This window comes from Acinetobacter sp. ANC_7553, assembly GCF_056779895.1.
In genome coordinates this window covers 111,594-129,319 of the sequence record NZ_JBWYIV010000005.1, presented here as the reverse complement: position 1 = coordinate 129,319, position 17,726 = coordinate 111,594, and the positions used below count along the sequence as shown (strand labels likewise).

15 protein-coding genes and 1 pseudogene are annotated in these 17,726 nt (G+C 36.1%); 10 read left to right on the top strand and 6 right to left on the bottom strand.

The window, feature by feature from the left end; translation table 11 throughout:
- Positions 1-53: 53 nt before the first annotated feature.
- The gene (locus AC1M9I_RS05760) at positions 54-1,763 is read left to right on the top strand and encodes an ATP-binding cassette domain-containing protein (RefSeq protein WP_481594720.1); all 1,710 of its coding nucleotides are present in this window, start codon (positions 54-56) and stop codon (positions 1,761-1,763) included.
- 168 nt (positions 1,764-1,931) lie between these two features.
- On the opposite strand, the gene AC1M9I_RS05755 is transcribed toward AC1M9I_RS05760, so the two are convergent.
- The 3 genes from AC1M9I_RS05755 to AC1M9I_RS05745 form a co-directional block, all read right to left on the bottom strand.
- Entirely contained in the window at positions 1,932-2,621 is a 690-nt protein-coding gene (locus tag AC1M9I_RS05755; protein ID WP_481610803.1) for an aspartate/glutamate racemase family protein, read from the bottom strand.
- A 383-nt stretch (positions 2,622-3,004) separates the two neighbouring features.
- Positions 3,005-3,229, bottom strand: coding sequence for a hypothetical protein (locus AC1M9I_RS05750; RefSeq protein WP_481610802.1), 225 nt, complete (start codon positions 3,227-3,229; stop codon positions 3,005-3,007).
- Positions 3,230-3,595: 366 nt separating this feature from the next.
- The gene (locus AC1M9I_RS05745; RefSeq protein WP_481610801.1) at positions 3,596-4,834 is read right to left on the bottom strand and encodes an MFS transporter; all 1,239 of its coding nucleotides are present in this window, start codon (positions 4,832-4,834) and stop codon (positions 3,596-3,598) included.
- Positions 4,835-4,951: 117 nt separating this feature from the next.
- On the opposite strand from AC1M9I_RS05745, the gene AC1M9I_RS05740 reads away from it, so the two are divergent.
- Positions 4,952-5,599: a TetR/AcrR family transcriptional regulator gene (locus tag AC1M9I_RS05740; protein WP_481594717.1), complete on the top strand. Its 648-nt coding sequence runs from the start codon at positions 4,952-4,954 to the stop codon at positions 5,597-5,599.
- Between the two features lie 39 nt (positions 5,600-5,638).
- Here the strand turns inward: AC1M9I_RS05740 and AC1M9I_RS05735 are convergent, their stop codons facing one another.
- Entirely contained in the window at positions 5,639-7,105 is a 1,467-nt protein-coding gene (locus AC1M9I_RS05735) for a CYTH domain-containing protein (protein ID WP_481594716.1), read from the bottom strand.
- Between the two features lie 214 nt (positions 7,106-7,319).
- Here AC1M9I_RS05735 and AC1M9I_RS05730 point away from each other — a divergent pair, with 214 nt between their 5' ends.
- Positions 7,320-7,700, top strand: coding sequence for an Mpo1-like protein (locus AC1M9I_RS05730; RefSeq protein WP_180028595.1), 381 nt, complete (start codon positions 7,320-7,322; stop codon positions 7,698-7,700).
- 320 nt (positions 7,701-8,020) lie between these two features.
- Positions 8,021-8,670 (top strand): annotated as a pseudogene (locus tag AC1M9I_RS05725) (HAD family hydrolase).
- 100 nt (positions 8,671-8,770) lie between these two features.
- Here AC1M9I_RS05725 and AC1M9I_RS05720 read toward each other — a convergent pair.
- Entirely contained in the window at positions 8,771-8,968 is a 198-nt protein-coding gene (locus AC1M9I_RS05720; RefSeq protein ID WP_481588997.1) for a hypothetical protein, read from the bottom strand.
- Positions 8,969-9,811: 843 nt separating this feature from the next.
- On the opposite strand from AC1M9I_RS05720, the gene thiE reads away from it, so the two are divergent.
- From thiE to rapA, 6 genes are all read left to right on the top strand, one after another.
- Entirely contained in the window at positions 9,812-10,432 is a 621-nt protein-coding gene (gene thiE / locus AC1M9I_RS05715; RefSeq protein ID WP_481586403.1) for a thiamine phosphate synthase, read from the top strand.
- A gap of 31 nt (positions 10,433-10,463) precedes the next feature.
- Entirely contained in the window at positions 10,464-11,762 is a 1,299-nt protein-coding gene (gene hemL, locus AC1M9I_RS05710) for a glutamate-1-semialdehyde 2,1-aminomutase (protein ID WP_481586402.1), read from the top strand.
- An 89-nt stretch (positions 11,763-11,851) separates the two neighbouring features.
- The gene (locus AC1M9I_RS05705; RefSeq protein WP_035267160.1) at positions 11,852-12,268 is read left to right on the top strand and encodes a GlcG/HbpS family heme-binding protein; all 417 of its coding nucleotides are present in this window, start codon (positions 11,852-11,854) and stop codon (positions 12,266-12,268) included.
- Between the two features lie 7 nt (positions 12,269-12,275).
- Positions 12,276-12,986: an acyl carrier protein gene (locus AC1M9I_RS05700; protein WP_481610800.1), complete on the top strand. Its 711-nt coding sequence runs from the start codon at positions 12,276-12,278 to the stop codon at positions 12,984-12,986.
- Positions 12,987-13,146: 160 nt separating this feature from the next.
- Positions 13,147-13,791, top strand: coding sequence for an RluA family pseudouridine synthase (locus tag AC1M9I_RS05695; RefSeq protein ID WP_481610799.1), 645 nt, complete (start codon positions 13,147-13,149; stop codon positions 13,789-13,791).
- Positions 13,792-13,993: 202 nt separating this feature from the next.
- On the top strand, positions 13,994-16,831 hold the full coding sequence (gene rapA, locus AC1M9I_RS05690) for an RNA polymerase-associated protein RapA (RefSeq protein ID WP_481610798.1): 2,838 nt from the start codon (positions 13,994-13,996) through the stop codon (positions 16,829-16,831).
- 29 nt (positions 16,832-16,860) lie between these two features.
- On the opposite strand, the gene AC1M9I_RS05685 is transcribed toward rapA, so the two are convergent.
- Positions 16,861-17,664, bottom strand: coding sequence for an enoyl-CoA hydratase-related protein (locus AC1M9I_RS05685; protein WP_481608817.1), 804 nt, complete (start codon positions 17,662-17,664; stop codon positions 16,861-16,863).
- Positions 17,665-17,726 lie beyond the last annotated feature (62 nt).

Below are 17,726 nucleotides of genomic sequence, written 5' to 3'. Positions count from 1 at the left end.
TGATTAGTATTGTTTAAAATAGTCATCACAAAAAATAACTAATTTAAAGAATGATGACTGAAAAGATTAAACAATTTAAAAAGGCGTGGATGTTATTCCGTCAACATGATGAAAATGGATTAAGTGTATTCTTCGTTTTAGCAATACTTCAAATTTTAATTATTGGTACGAGTGTTGGTTTACCGTATTTGTTTAAGCTGCTGATTGACCAGACCAGTGAACCTGATCATTACTACTCGATTCAAGACTTTTTTCAAATTCATCTGCTCTATTTATTCGCCGTAGCTTATGCACTCGCTTGGTTTATCAATGAAGGGATGAAGAATGTAAATAATTTTGCCATGTCTATGATGATCAGAAATGTTGATGCATCCATGCTTAAAGCTGGTGTATTTAATTTTCTAGATTTGAAATTAAAAGATCAACGTCAACAAGATATCGGTGTATTTAATGCAAATTTAATTCGTGGCAGCGAAGCACTTGGTACAATTATTTTTACTATATTTTTTGTTATTGTACCTACGGTATTTAAAATCTTAGGTATGGTGTATGTGCTCGGAAATACGATCAATCTTGAATTTGGTGTGTATTTTTTCGTATTCTCAGCTTGTACAGTTGCTTTATCGCTCATCATTACCTTTAAGACACAAGATATCTTTACGATTATGTATGGTGCTCGAAATCAACTGAATCAATTTGTGATTGAAAAACTACAACAAAGTTATGATATCAAACTCAGTCATTCGAAATATTACGAATTTGAAGAGTTTAGCCGCAGAATCGATGACTATAAAATAAAGACTCAGGATACCTATAAAAAACTTCAGTATCTCATGATATATCAACTGTTATTTGTGTCATTTTTTCTTTTGGTATTCATGGTTTTATCAGTCTATATGTTTGAATATCAAAGCTTTAGTTCAGGTGATTTTGTTTTAGTCAGTACCTATATTATAGGTTTAACCATTCCTTTAATGATGATGTCTCAAAATATCATTCATTTGAAAGGTCATATTGTGGCTATTAATCAGTACCTAGAATATTTTGAATTGGAACATGAGTCATTCAATACGAATGATCTAACAGCTGAGGAACAGAAAGAAAGTGAGGTGGCGTATTCATTTCAAAATGTGACATTTGATCTAGGTCAGCAGACGATTGAAAATTTTAATTTAGACATTGTGTGTGGAAAAATATATTTAATTCAAGGTCGAACAGGTATTGGAAAATCAAGTTTTCTTAATTATTTGGTGGGAATAGAAAAGATCAAATCTGGACGACTATTCTTTAGAAATTTAGAGATCACTTCAGTATTTTCAGAAAAGATATTTGATCAGATTGCTGTGGTCAGCCAAACTCCGATCGTATATTCAAGCTCATTAAGACAAAATTTGATTCAAAATACTGAGATCAAATATTCTGATGAGGAGCTTAAACATTGGCTAAAAGAGTTCGATTTACTCCATTTGCTGGAAAAAAATCAAATTGAGTTAGACGATGATATACAAGAAATTTATAAAAACTTCTCTGGTGGTGAAAAACAACGATTAAACATCATTCGTGCATTATTAAAACAACCAGAGCTTCTGATCTTAGATGAACCTACAGCAGCCTTAGATGAGAAAACAAGTTCGAAAATTTTAAAAATTATTCAAGAGCGAGTTGAAACGGTCATTATGATTTCTCATGAACGTATGGCGACAGAAATCGCAGATGAAATTATTGATTTCAACATCATTCTAAATTCTATTGATGAGGATTAAATGATGATTGTTGTGGCATGAATATCAATCAAAAAAAGCGATTTTTAAAATATGTATTTATTTGATTAAATTTAGTCTTGAGCAACGATTCATGTACTTGATGATAGATTTTGATGTCAGTTAAATATTTTTTAGCATGAGCTGAATGATTTTTATGCTATGAAATATTTATGATAATACAAAATCTACAGCTGCTTGCGCATGAATAGAAGTTGTATCAAATAGAGGGACTGAGAATTTTAGATCTCCTATAAGCATACAAATCTCAGTGCATCCTAAAATGATTCCTTCAGCGCCAGAAGATATTAATTCTTCGACAATATGAATATATTTCTTTTGCGAATCTTCGCTAATTATGCCTAAACATAATTCGTTGTAAATAATATCATGAACAATTTTTCTACTCGCTTTATTAGGTGTTATTACTTTAAGTCCTTTTTCCTCCAATCTGCTTTTATAAAAATCTTGTTCCATCGTAAATGCAGTACCAAGCAGCCCAATTTTTGTAATTTTCTGGCTCATGATTTCCATGGCTGTCGCATCTGCTATATGAATAAATGGTATGTTGGTTGATTCCTCAATATAAGTTGCTACTTTGTGCATTGTATTTGTACAAAGTACTATGCCATCTACACCTGCTTTTTCTAATTGTATGGCTTGATCTCTTAAATAGATTCCTGCATCTTCCCATAATCCTTTGCGTTGTAATTCCTCAATTTCAGCGAAATCAACGCTAATAAGAATAACCTTAGCAGAGTGTAACTTGCCAAGTTTCGTTTGAACCATCTTATTGATTTGTTGATAGTACAAATCAGTCGACTCCCAACTCATTCCACCTAATAAACCAATTGTCTTCAAGTTCGCACCTTTAAAAATTAAATATTTAATTTATCAATATAATGAAAATTATCGAGTATGAAATTGCTACTTTTTAAAATAATGACTTAATCAAAGTGAGAAAAGTTCAGCTTTTGATGTGTATTTTTAGGGATGAATGTATATAAGTTTAGCAGCAGAATTTACCAATCTTATGGTTGAGTAAGCTTCTCATCGGAAGAATTCACATTAACCCCGAACTTAGATGCCATAAATAGAGGAAAATTATTGTATTGCTGAACAATCCATGTATAGAGCATTCTAGTTCAAAATCTTGTAGGATATCAATCAAAAGGCTCATTCATGAGCCTTTTGATGAGTGATTTGAAAGATTAAAAAGTCTATTGTTCATAAGATTTTTAAAATTAAATCAACGTGTCTACAACACCTTTTAATACACCTAATCCTAGTGAATCAATTGTTCCATTAAGTGTTTCATTTACGCCAGTGCCAATTTTCACTAAAGGATCTTTTAATCCTAAAAGAGAGCCGACAGTACCAAGCAAATTAGTCACTAAACCTGCACCAGATACTGCTTCAATTTCATCTAATGTAAGTTCTTTTAAAGTTGTTGGATTTGAATTATTCATTGTATTCACCATTCATGTTTGATTTTATTTTCAAGTAAAGCGAATAACTAGCGTTAAACGATAGACTCATCATAATGAATGCATTTTGTATGCCAACTAATAAATAATGATAAATATATAATTTAGGTATAATTAATAATATGGAGGAGTGATTAACGGATTTTTCATGAAAAAATTCATCATTTTTGTGCAAATGTCACCGAATTGGTGCATTGATCGATTTGAATGATGGTTGAGAATTTAGCGCGTTAATTTCTTAAATTGATTTCACTCAACGAAATGAGTTTATATTTCATAGAATTATTTAAGAATTGAGCGTAAAAAATTACACTCAACTCAACTCAACTCAACTCAACTCAACTCAACTCAACTAATTGATGTACATTGCTGAGCTTTAGGATTATTCAATCCTCGACTATGAGTGAATACAGCAATTACAGCTAAAGAGATAAAAATCAATACACTGTAAATTAAGGTACTGGTATTGAAGTGATCTACCATAAAACCACCAAATAATGCGCCTGCTGCAATCATGATTTGGAACATACTGACAAAAAGAGGCATCCCTTTTTCAACCGCATGTGGCGCATGTAAAAACATCCAAATATTGGCTGTCGTAGGAAAGGCACCAAAAGCAAAACCCCATAATGCTGTAAGAATATATGCACCAGTTAAGAATTTGGCATAAACAGGGAATGTAAGGAATACGATTGCTAAACACAATGCAACAGCAAAAAGCGTATAGCGGACATTGATATTGCTGCTATAACCAGAGAATGCATTGCCTAAGAAGCCTGCTGCTCCATAAATAAGAAGTAATGAACTGATGGTTGAACCATCAAATCCTGCTTCATTTTTATAGAATGGCGCCAAGTAACTGTATGTTGAAAAATGCGCTAATCCGATAAATAAAACAATGATTAACCCTTTACGAGCTTTTGGATCTCGAAACAATGCGGGTAGATCGCTATATTGAATAGCTGAAGTCGGCGGTAATTTCGGTAGGAATTTAATCTCAAATAACAGAATAATGGCACCAATCACTGAGGTGATCATAAAAGCATTACGCCAACCGTAAATTTCACTTAGCCATGTTCCAACCGGAACACCCAGCACAGTTGCCAGAGTTACGCCAGCCATGACGATAGCTGTTGCTTTGGCGATGGGTAGGTGAGGAGGTGCAACACGACCACTTAAGGCGATTGCAGTTGCCCAGAATCCGCCTATCGCGATACCCAAGAAAAAGCGACTCAATAGAATCCAATTGAAACTTTCTGAATAGCTCGTAATGAAATTTGCAATGACCATGACCGCTGTGAGTGCGATTAATAAATAGCGTCGATCAAGTTGCTTCACCCAGACCGAGATAAGCGGTGCTGCGAAAGCTCCCATTACGCCTGGAAGGGTAATGAACAGGCCAGCAGTACCGACAGAAATATTGAGATCTAGTGCGATTGCATTGAGCACACCAATAGGGAGAAACTCACTGGTCACTAATATAAAAGCGGTGATAGAAAGTGTAATAACAGCAAACCAATTACCTTGATTTTCTGTAGGAGATGGAGAATGAACAGCGGTTTCAGTCAGATGAGATTCAGATTTCATTGACCAACGCTCCTTGAAAATAATTTCATAATGATTGTTATAAAAATAAAATATTTGAATTTAAGATCTGGGTCAATTAATTTATTAATGATCATTATAAAATTAATTGGGTTGAATATGCAGGAAAGTTCAAAGCCAATAAATCAAATGGATAGTGCCAAATCAATATCTAAGGGGCGCGGACGTCCTAAGTGTTTTAATGAAGAACAAGCACTTGAAAAAGCCATGACACTATTTTGGAAATACGGTTATGAAGCCACTTCAATGAGTGATTTAACATTCGCCATGGGAATCACTGCACCTAGTCTTTATAGTACGTATGGTGATAAATCTGAGCTCTTTAATCGTTGCATTGACTATTATCTCAGGCACGAATCATGCTCGATGGAAATGATTTTTAAACATGCACATTCCATAAAATTAGCAATGGAACTTTATTTGATTGAAAATCTAAAACGACTGGTGCAGAAAGACAAACCGAAAGGATGTATGTTGGTCGTGTCGACAATGAACTGTTCGATTCAAAATCAACAAATACAACAATCAATTTCGCAAAAAAGACAGTTATCTAAATCGAATTTACTAGAAAAATTATTAGCTGCTCAAGCCTCAGGTGAAATTAGTACACAAACTAATATTCAGGCAATGACAGATTATTATATGACGATTTTACAAGGACTAAGCTTACAAGCACGTGATGGGGCGACTTTTGAACAATTGGAAAGCGTTGTACACATGGCGATGCAAACTTGGGATCATTTTTGAGTCAGAACTTCTCATTGACGAAAAGTTCTGACTTAAATTTTATGATTTGATAAATTTTCGACTGACTAAGAATTGTTCAGTCGCTTCCAAAAGTTTTTCAGCGTAAATTTCTTGCTTTGCCGTCAACCAACCTAAGGCGAACCAGTCACTGGCTTCTAATTCTGTTTGCTGTAAGTATGATGATGAGGAAGATAATACTTGATATTGTTCAGCTGCATAATGTGCATCATTAAGCGCCTTGCCGTATTTTTGTAAATTTTTCACATCAAAAATTTGTGTTAAGACTGGGAAACTGAATTTTAATTCACTTAAATGTATTGCCAATTGGTCAAGACTTTCAAAGTTAGAAGGATCAGCTTCATTCAGACATTCCTGTAAAACTTTATACTGCTGTTGAAGCGTATTTTGAGCATAGGTTTTGAGGTCTTGGGTTTGCACCTTCTTGGAATTGCCTAAACTAAAACTCAAAAGTTCAAGATAGTGTTGAACGTTTTGGGTAGATTTGACTAAGTTATTTAATTTTTCTCGGGCGTAGAGCACATCTTTACTTAGCATTTCAGCAGTTTTAGGGTTTTGCAGAATAGCGCCTAAGGTGTGTTGCATATGCTCATAATGTTTTAGGTTTTCAAAATGACTTTTAAATGCAGATAACTGATGTGCCCATTTATCTGTGCTCTTTGATGTCCAGTCTTTAAAAATAGATAGACTTAAAAACAAATAGTTCAAAGCAATATGTGCTTGTTCGATGTGTTCCTGTTCAGCCACTTCCGCAGAAATCGCAGCAATATTCGGCAGCAAATGTTGCATATGATGACCGATCATCATTCGAATCATTTTTTCTGCGCTTTCTTTTTTTGCAACGATCCATTCTTTTTCAGTTCGCGCTGGGCTTACAACTAAATTTGAAACCAATAAATTTCCAAACTCAGCTTTACTTCGAACATCTAGCCAAAGTTGATATTTTTTGACCCACTCAAAACTAAACGCTAGTAATGTTTCAACTTTTCCTTGTTTGAGTTCAAACTCTACTTCATGAATCTCATGTTCTCGATCACCTGATCGTACAACGCCAATATCTAGACACACTTCAATTTCAGCATCTTCAAAGCTAATCACTCGAACTGTACGTTGAATGTCTGTTTCAAACTGCAAGACTAATTGGTCAAAATCACCTTTCAATGCGTCATTTAAGACCTCATAAGCTTCGGAATTATCTGAATAAATAGATAAATCTAAATTCGGTGCAGCCTCAAGATTACCTAAATCATGATTATGTTCGAAACGGTGTAAATGGCTTTTACTTTTCGTCGCTTTTAAGGTTTGAACCCAATTGGTATTTTCAAGACGTTGTCGAATGGCTATCCCATGCTGAGAGAGTAGGCGATCAGGAGTGTCATAGTACTTTGCTTGCATTTGAATGAGTTCAGACTTTTTTGGATCGATTGCTTTTAAAATCGCATTCCGTCGAGCTTCTGGGATCTGAAACTTTAATTCAATTTCAAGCATGTGATTTTCCTAATTGATCAATCATTTTCATAGAAGTAAGACATTTGATTGCCTTTTAATTTAAGGGGATTGTAACTGATTCAGTTAGAACCACAATCTTGACAATTCACTTATATTTACTTGAATGAATGATTAATCACAATATTTGTAAGATAAGCTTTTCAAGTGCAATTTTTTGAATTAAGGTGGTCAAAAAAAGGACAGGAATACAACAATGAATGCTTATGTAGAGCCGTCTTCATCGCAAGAAGAAGCTAAATTTCAATTACCCATCAAGAATTACTCAGAATTTTATCGTTTTTATTTGACTGAACACCGCAGCATTATGAGTCGTCGTTTACATGCAGCAGGTAGCTCAATCGGTATTTATTTTTTTACTCAAGCGATTCGTCAGCGTAAAGCTAAATATCTAGTCTACGGATTAGTTTCAGGCTACGCATGCGCGTGGGTGGGGCATTTTGTTTTTGAAAAAAATAAGCCAGCAAGCTTTAAACAACCGTTGTATAGCTTTATTTCAGACTGGAGAATGTTATCGGATATTTTGCGCGGAAACTTGAGTTTAAAAGATCGTAAATTTGATAAAATTGATAGCTAAGTTTATATTTTTTTAAAAAAGCTCAGAAAATTCTGGGCTTTTTTGTCATGAAATGTTTTAAGAAAGCTACACAAAAATATGATTATATGATAGCTGGAAAGGCTTAAGATCCAATGAATAAATCCAAATTATAAATATTGGGATTAAATAAAAAATTAACGTATTCAGTTAGATGAGTTAACGGTATTATTCTGTTAAACCGCATATAATACATATTATGTTAATTTAAATAATACTGAAAAAGAAAAGAAGATGAACTATATGTAAAACTTTTACTATGAGAATGAGTATTTTTTAATGCGAAACATACTTTTTTTGATTTGGATCAAACTATTTTGAATAGGAGTGAGTCACTTATTCGTTTTATAAATTGGCAAGTAAATTTTTTCCAATTAGTACCACAAGAACTAAAAGATGCATTTATAAAAAAATTTATTGAATTGGATGATAATGGAAATGTTTGGAAAGATATCGTTTATAGTCAATTAATCAAAGTTTTTAATATAAAAAATTTTACTGTTGGTGAATTACTTTATTCTTACATTACTGATTTCAATAAATTTTCAATTGGTTTTGATGACGTCCAAAAAGTCATTTCAGATCTTTATCAAAAGGGATATAAGATTGGGTTAGTCTCCAATGGAAAAAGCCCATTTCAGGAACATAATTTTTATGCTTTAGGTCTTACCGAATATTTCTCGACTATCATAGTTTCAGAAGCGATTGACTTAAGAAAGCCCGATAAAAAAATATTTGCTTATGCTTGTTACCAGTTAAATTGTTCACCTTCTGATTGTATTTTTATTGGTGACAATCCTAAAGTTGATATAGAAGGTGCAAAAAATGTTGGTATGAAAACTATTTTTTTCACCCAAATCAAATACTAAAAAAACCTATTACAGATGAGAGTATTCATCATTATGATGAATTAGAGCGAGCCATCAATAGAATAAATAAAGAGGACGTATGATGAATGATATAATTAACTCATATGATAACTTTTTTTATAGAATTGAATGGATTAAGTGATGAATCAGATAATTAAATGCGACTATTTAACATAATAGAGCTCATCCTAAGTTTTTTAAATCAGGTCGAATTTTATAAATATTATTTTGGAGTTCAAAAATATGACTTAGAGCTTTTCCTATCAGTAATATATTTTCTCTATTTTCTAGTGATGGATCTGATTGAATCTTACTAGGAATACTGTCTAATAATATAGCGGCTTGATGCAAATCATCATTTATTTTTTTTAATTGATCCATTTTTCTCTTCTATAAATATTGGTTAGGATATAAATAATATTACGTTGAGATCCTGAATTATTCAATTATATGGTGTATTGTTCTTCAAATAAGAACTTTTTAGAACATATAGATCTCTTGCATAAATCTTAGATTAGCATTTGAAGTGCAACACCATCTTTTTTAACTACACCTTACACATGTAAGCGGTTTGTATAATTCAAATATTCTTCTGCTATCTATTTTCTTTACTGGATAGTCGGACGTAATGTCTTTGCCATCTAGTACTACCGAAATTTCATCAGAATCAAAATAAATATTTACTAAATTTTCTTTAAAACAAATAAATTCAATTTGACTTTCTTTACTCGTGTCAGAAAATTTTCACTGAAAGTGGTTTAATTAGATAAATCGTTATTTACTTTTCAATAATTACATTTACTAAGTCCTTACTATTATTTTTATACATAAATTTCTGATTTTTAATAATATTTTATTTTCCTCCTAATCTTAAAAGGGAATCTCTTAGTCATTTGCTGTACATAACATGCCAAAAGGTGTTTTCATACTGATTCGTTTATAACTAATGCCAGGTATAGGCTCCTTCGCAGGCAACATATCTCTTTTTTCGCAAATTTCCTTTATGTACTTAAGTGTGTCTTTCGAAGAACTAGATGGAATATATTCAAACGTATTGGAGCCAATTTTTCTTGGATTAAATTTCACAAATTCATTTCAATCAATATCTTTAATACGCTTAGTCAACAATAGAGCCTGTTAATTTCTACATTTTATCAATGTGTTCTTCCAAGGCTTTGTCCTATAATGTTTTAAATTTTTAGTATTTGCCTAGAGTTATTCTTTATGCGCGGTTTGTATTTAATCACCAACGATGATCCTATTGAACTTCTATTAGCAAAGCTTGAAGGAGCGATGGCAACTTATGAAGTTGCAGTACTTCAGTATCGTCGTAAAAACGTTGCGAAAGAAGATCAAGCTTATGAAATTGAATACATGAAGAATATGTGTAATCAATATAAGGTTCCTTTTGTCATCAATGATGATTTAGAGGCCGCAGTCAAATATGGCGTGGGTGTGCATCTTGGTCAAGATGATGGTTCAATCCAAGAGGCTGTGGAAAGATTGCCAAAAAACGTCTTAATTGGACGTAGTTGTAATAATTCTATTGAACTAGCTGAGCAAGCGATCGCAGACGGCGCAAATTATGTAGCATTCGGCGCAATTTATGCAACACAAAGCAAACCTGAAGCAGGTAATATTGGTTTAGAAACATTAAAAGCTGCAAAAGCAAAATTAAATGTACCTATTTGCGCGATTGGAGGTTTGACGGTTGAAAATGGCGCTGAAGTGATTGCTGCTGGAGCAGATCTTTGTGCTGTCATTAGCGATGTATTGGGTCGGTCTATGTCAACTGTTGGTCAACGTGTTTACGACTGGTCAGAGCTATTTGCTAAACAAGCTTAAATTTTTTACTTTTTCGAGTTGAGTGATTTTCATGAGTTTATCTCCTAAGCAAGAACAACTATTTAAACAAGCCAGCAAACATATTCCTGGTGGTGTGAATTCGCCAGTACGTGCTTTTAATGGTGTAGGCGGTACGCCGGTATTTATTGAAAAAGCTCAAGGTGCCTACCTGTATGATGTAGATGGCAAACGCTATGTAGATTATGTGGGTTCATGGGGACCAATGATTTTAGGACATGCACACCCTGCGATTATTAAAGCTGTTCAAGACGCCGCTGTTGATGGTCTAAGTTTTGGTGCACCTACAGTGCATGAAACGACATTGGCAGATATTATCTGTGAAATTATGCCGTCGATTGAATTGGTACGTATGACCAACTCAGGGACAGAAGCAACAATGACTGCAATTCGTCTTGCACGTGGGTATACAGGTCGTGACAAAATTGTTAAGTTTGAGGGCTGTTACCATGGTCACTCAGATTCACTTTTAGTGAAAGCAGGTTCTGGTCTACTTACAAGTGGTGAAGGCGAGGCGACATCAGCGGGTGTTCCTGCTGATTTTGCAAAACATACTTTGACGCTTCCATACAATGATATTGCGACTTTAAAAGAATGCTTTGCTAAATTTGGTTCCGAAATTGCGGGTGTTATTGTTGAACCTGTTGCAGGTAACATGAACTTGGTTAAACCAATTGATGGATTCTTGCAAGCCATTCGAGATGTGTGTGATGAGCATGGTTCAGTCTTCATTATTGATGAAGTGATGACCGGATTCCGTGTTGGATTAGGTGGAGCTCAAGCACACTACGGTGTTACACCTGATTTAACTACGCTAGGTAAAATTATTGGTGCAGGTCTTCCTGTAGGCGCATTTGGTGGTAAGCGCGAAGTGATGGAATGTATTGCTCCTCTAGGTAAAGTTTACCAAGCAGGAACTTTATCAGGTAACCCGCTGGCAATGAGAGCTGGGATTGAGATGTTTAAACATCTTCGTCAACCAGGTTTCTATGAAAATCTAACCGCACAGCTCGAAAAGTTATTGACTGGTTTACAGACTGCCGCTGATGAAGCAGGTATACCATTTAAGACTCAACAGGTTGGAGGTATGTTTGGATTGTATTTCACTGATCAAGAAGATATCACAAGCTTTGATTCAATGTTGAAATGCGATGTTGAAATGTTCCGTAAATTCTTCCATGGCATGTTGGATGAAGGTGTAAATTTAGCGCCTTCTGCTTTTGAAGCCGGTTTTATCTCAAGTGCGCATTCCGATGAGGATATTGCGTTCACTATTCAAGCAGCTAAGAATGTATTTGCGCGTTTAAAATAGAATTTTTTTGAAAATCTATTAACATAAGCCTACAGTGTAAATACTGTAGGCTTTTTTGCACGTATAAAATTCACGGACTTAAAATAGAAATGAAATTAAAACATTATTTAACTTTAGAAGACGCGGAGTTTTTACTGACGCGTGCGCAACAATATGCGATTGATAAAAAGTTGAATGTCAGTATTTCTGTTGTAGATGAAACTGGAAGTTTACTTGCAATGAAACGCATGGATGGTGCCTCTCCAATGACTGCGAATTTGTCAGCTGAAAAAGCAAAATGTTCAGCTTTGAGCCGCCACCCATCTCAAATTTTTGAAGAGCTGATCAAAGATGGGCAATTGGGTTTTCTGACTGTTCACTCATTGTCGGGAATGTTAGAAGGTGCGGAACCCATTATTTATCAAGGGCAATTGGTGGGAGCCGTGGGAGTTTCAGGTGCTAAATCTTTTGAAGATGCTGAAATTGCGCTGCATGCCATAGAAGTTTTCTTGGCTTTAGCTGATTAGAGTGGCAATGTCATATTTTTATACACCACCCAAAAAAATTGAACTCAGCGCGAGTTTGGCAAAGTGGTCCATTGAAGCTGAACAATGCGTCTTGGTGGTTTTTGGATTTCAACGTTTAGCTGAATATAGCAATGACCAACATCAAGAATTATTAATTCATTTAAATCGCTTAATTAAAAAAGCTCAGGCTTTAGATATTGAAGTGATTGAAATTGAAGAGCAGCAATCATTTTCTAAAGTAGCGCAGTTGGGTGAATTACTCGCAGAAAAGAAACAACTCATTGTGTCTGGCATGATCAATTCACCTATAAAGCAACTTTTACAGCATATCATTTCGATTACTCCTCAAATTTGTGTGGTGAACGATGCTGTTCATGTAGAAACGAAGAGCCAACATTTACAGTGGATTGAGAACTGTGTAGAACAAGGTATTCATCATATGAACACCTCTGCCATGATTCGAATGCTGGAATTGAGTGCGCCGTCCTCATTTATTCTTTCTGAAAAGGGTATATTACTGTCTATTGCTGAATACCTTGAATTCGATATTTTAGAAATTGATCCATTTCAAGATTTAAGGCGCTATGGCTTAGATTCGGTCGCAATGGTGAGTTTGATTGGCTTGTGGAGAGCCAATGGCGCACATATAGATTTTGAATCATTTGGGCAAAATTGTACACTTTCTAAATTGCTTCCTATCCTGAGAAAAGACAGCTAGATATCACAAACAAAACTTAATTCATTTGAATCGTCAGATTGATTTAATTTGTATCAGATATCGGAAAAATCATCACTGTTTGTCGATTTCAAGATTGTAATTTATCGCTAAGCTTTCTATTATTGCCGCCTTGTTTTCACGATCTGCTAGGAATAGAAATTTGAGTCATTTTCTTCAGGAACATCTCATTCATCGTGATCAAGATTTTATGGTGATTCACAAACCAGCTGGATTACTTTCTGTTCCGGGCAAAACGCCTGACCTTCAAGATTGCGTTATTAATCGTCTTCTTCAAGAAGAACCACGTACGCTTCTGATTCATCGTTTAGATCGTGATACATCCGGCTTATTGGTGTTTGGACTCAGTAAAACAGGTCAAAAATCGATCTCTCGCCAATTTCAAGAACGTGAAACGGATAAAACTTATCAAGCACTAGTCGCGGGATATGTAACAGGTCAAGGAACTGTAGATATTCCTGTGATTTACGACCCATCGCGTCCGCCATTGCATATCGTAGATGCGCATCACAATAAAGCAGCGTTAACGCATTGGGAAGCAATTGAACAATTTCAAATTCAAGATCAGTGGGTGACACGCGTAAAATTAACGCCAATCACAGGTCGAGCACATCAACTTCGCGTTCACATGCAGCATTTAGGGCATCCCATCGTAGGGGATACTTTGTATGCAACACCAGCGCAACAAGCTTTGAAAGAACGACTCTGTTTGCATGCAGAGCAGTTAAGTTTCAATCATCCTGTTACCGGTGAACGACTGAATTTTCATTGTCCAGTGCCGTTCTAAAAACACATTTTTAAATCAGTATACGAATATTTTATGATCTGATCATGATGAAATCTTGGTTATGATCAATTAAATAGATCGGTGCTAAATATTGCTCACTTTTTGGTGGGCTTTATGTCAAAATATATTGCTTATAGACGTTAAATTTTGCTCAAATCATCTCCTGTTTGAGCATAAGTTTTCAGTCCTAACTTGAGATAAGGTGGAAAAATTGCAGCAGTTTGCTATTGGTCAACGTTGGTTATCAGACACAGAGACAGAGTTAGGTTTAGGGGTTTTGATTGATGTAAATGAACGATCAATTAGTATCCTCTTTCCTAAAAGTGACGAAACCCGTGTCTATGCACGTAGTAACGCACCTTTATCTCGAATTGTGTTCAATGTGAATGATGAGCTTCAAGACCAAGAGGGCATCGTCTGGAAAGTCGAATCATTAGAAGAGCGTGGTGGCGTTATTCGTTACAACGTCATTCGTCAGTTACAAGATGGTACTGATGAACGCAAATCATTAAATGAAACCCGTGTTGGCGCGACGATTCAATTGTCTAAACCACTTGATCGTTTATTGGCAAGCCAAATTGATTATAAAGAATGGTATGACCTGCGTATTGAAGCATTACAAATGCAAGCTAATATGCAAAATAGTCCATTACGTGGCATGGTGGGTGCTCGTGTTGGATTGATTCCTCACCAATTTTATATCGCGCATGAAGTAGGTAAGCGCTTTGCTCCACGTGTCTTATTGGCGGATGAAGTTGGTCTAGGTAAAACCATTGAAGCAGGTTTAATCATACACCAGCAACTTAAAACAGGACGTTCTGAACGCATCCTCGTTTTAGTACCTGATTCGCTGCAATATCAGTGGATGATTGAAATGCGTCGCCGTTTCAATTTGAATTTCTCGTTATTTGATTTAACGCGTACTGCTTCGATCAAAGAACATGATCCAGAATTGAATCCGTTCTTAACTGAACAGTGCATCATTGCATCTGTTGATCTCATGATCGACCATGAAGATTTACGTGAGCAAGCGCTCGAAGCAGGTTTTGATTTGCTTGTGGTGGATGAAGCACATCACTTGATGTGGTCAGAAGAAGAAGGTGGTAATGACCGCTATGACCTTGTTGAAGAATTTGCTGAAAAAACAGCAGGGGTACTTTTGCTGACTGCAACGCCGGAACAGTTAGGTGTTGAGTCCCATTTTGCTCGTTTACGTTTACTCGATCCGCAACGTTTTAGTTCACTTGATCGTTTCTTAGATGAAGAAGAAAAATATCAGCAAACTGCTCAAATTGCGGAAGTGCTGATGTCGGATCAACCCCTTGAAGCTGATCATTTCCAAGCAATTGAGCAGTTACTGGGTCACAAGATTGAAGATGAGCCAGAACAGCGTTTCCGTGCAATTCATGAATTGTTAGATCGTCACGGTACGGGACGTGTACTATTCCGTAATACACGTGAAGCGATTCAAGGCTTCCCTGGTCGTGATTGTCAGCCTGCACCATTACCTGCGCCAGAAGGATGGTCGATGGATGGTAAACTTCGTGAACAAATGTGGCCAGAAGAAGCGCAATTGGACGGGGCTTGGATGGAAACTGATCCGCGTGTAACGTGGATTATGGAAATGCTCCGTACTCAGTTAAAGCATAAAAAAGTCTTACTCATTGCGCGTAGTGGGCCTGTAGTTGAAGCTTTAGAAAATGCATTACGTATCCATGCAGGGATCCGTACAGCAATGTTCCATGAAGGCATGAGTCTATTAGAGCGTGACCAAGCAGCTGCTTATTTTGCGGAAGATTCGTATGGTGCTCAGATTTTATTGTGTTCAGAAATTGGTTCAGAAGGTCGTAACTTCCAGTTTGCTTCAGATTTAATCCTATTTGATTTGCCAGCGAACCCTGATGTGCTTGAACAGCGTATCGGTCGACTTGATCGTATTGGTCAAGAAAACCGTATTCAGATTCATGTGCCATATTTAGTGGGCACTGCACAAGAGCGCATGTTCCGTTGGTACAATGAAGCATTAAATATTTTCAGCAATATTTCTCCAACTGCGCAAACCTTACAAGAGAACTTTATTGTTGATCTTAAAGATTGCTTGTTGGCTGATAAAGGTCAAGCGTTTGAAGATCTTCTTGAAGCTGTAAGTGTGCAACGTGAAGCCTTAGAGCAAGAGCTACAAGCAGGACGTGATCGTTTATTGGAATACAATTCTTGTCGTCCAATGGTTGCGCAAGAAATTGTGCAAGCACTTGAAGAGTATGATGATAATACGACTTTGCCAATGTTTATGAAACGCTTCATGGCATCAACCAATATTGATTTTGATGAGCAAAGTAATGGCACGGTGATTATCAAGCCTACTGATCAAATGCAAGTCCAAGGTCTGACTTTGGATGAGGAAGGCATGACCGTGACGTTCTATCGTGATCAGGCTCAGATCCGTGAAGATGCGCAATACATAACGCTTGAGCATCCTTTCACTGAAAGTGTCATGGAAATGATCAATACGCAATCGTTTGGTAGTACCAATGTGGCGTTATTGAAGTCTGCAGCTTTACCACAAGGTTCAGTTTTAGTTGAGGTGTGGTTCAAAGTGGATGTGATTGCACCGAAAGCATTGAACTTGCCAGCGAGTTTACCAACACAATTGATTCGTGTGTTATTAAGTGAAAAGGGCCAAGATTTATCAGCTAAAATTGCACCAGATATTTTGAAACCCTACTTACATCATCTTGACGGTAATAGTTGTCGCCAAGTGGTGAAAGCACGTCGTGATGTCGTTGAACAACGTTATGCACAAGCTTTAGACATTGCAAAAGGTGCTTTGCCTGAATTAAAACAGCAAGCGAAAGAAATCTATAGCAATAAATGGCAATATGAAATTGATCGTTTAAGTTATTTGAAACAATTTAACCCAAGTATTCGCGAAGATGAAATTACACGTTTGCAGAAGCTTCAAAAAGAAGGCTTAAGCCTTTTAGAAGGTTTAGCTGTAACGCCTGAAGCGATTCGAGTCTTGGTGGTGGTAAAGCCATAAAATAAAAAAAGCACCCTAGGGTGCTTTTTTTAGGACTGCAGAAATTGATTGAAGTCAGGTTTTCTTTTTTGTAAGAAAGCCATCACGGCTTCAATCATTTCAGGTGATGTTAAACGTTCTGCAACAACCTCAGCTTCCTGAACAATACAATTCAGAATTTGATCTTGCTCGGGTCGAATTTGTTTTTTAATAATTTTTAGCGTGGTCATTGGCAGTTGACTCATCTGTTGAGCTCGCTGCAAAGCTAATTGTTCAGGTTGCTCGCAAATCTGATTGATGATTCGACATTTTAGCGCTTCTTCCGCTGAAAATTTTCGACCTGTGAGCAATAATTCGGCAGCCATATGATAACCAGCCAACTCAGTGAAAAGAAGGCTGGTGCCACCCTCTACAGATAATCCCAAACTTACAAATGGAATTTGAAATTCTGTATCGGGGTGGGCGTATACCATGTCACAGTGAAATAGCATAGTGACGCCAACGCCTATAGTGCAGCCACGTACCGCAGCAATAATAGGTTTAGAAAATCTTGCGATCGCTTTTAGGAAGACAAAGGGTGGTGTAGCATCAGCGGCTAAACCAACATATTTTTGAGCGGCAGACATAAAATCTTTCAGATCATTTCCTGCGGTAAAATCCTGTTCGTTACCCTGTAAAATCACAACATTCACTTGTTGAGATTGATCTGCCGCATCCAATATTTTTGCAATGTCATTGTACATTTCCCCATTTAAAGCATTTTTTTGCTCGGGGTGATCAATTTTGATGGTCAGGATTCTATTCTCAATCGTGACATGAATAAAAGGGTTTAGTGAATCTAAATTTTTTAACATGGCGGCATTCCTTGTCGCAAATTAAAAAAGCTCAGTAGACACGATTGTATACTGAGCTTTTA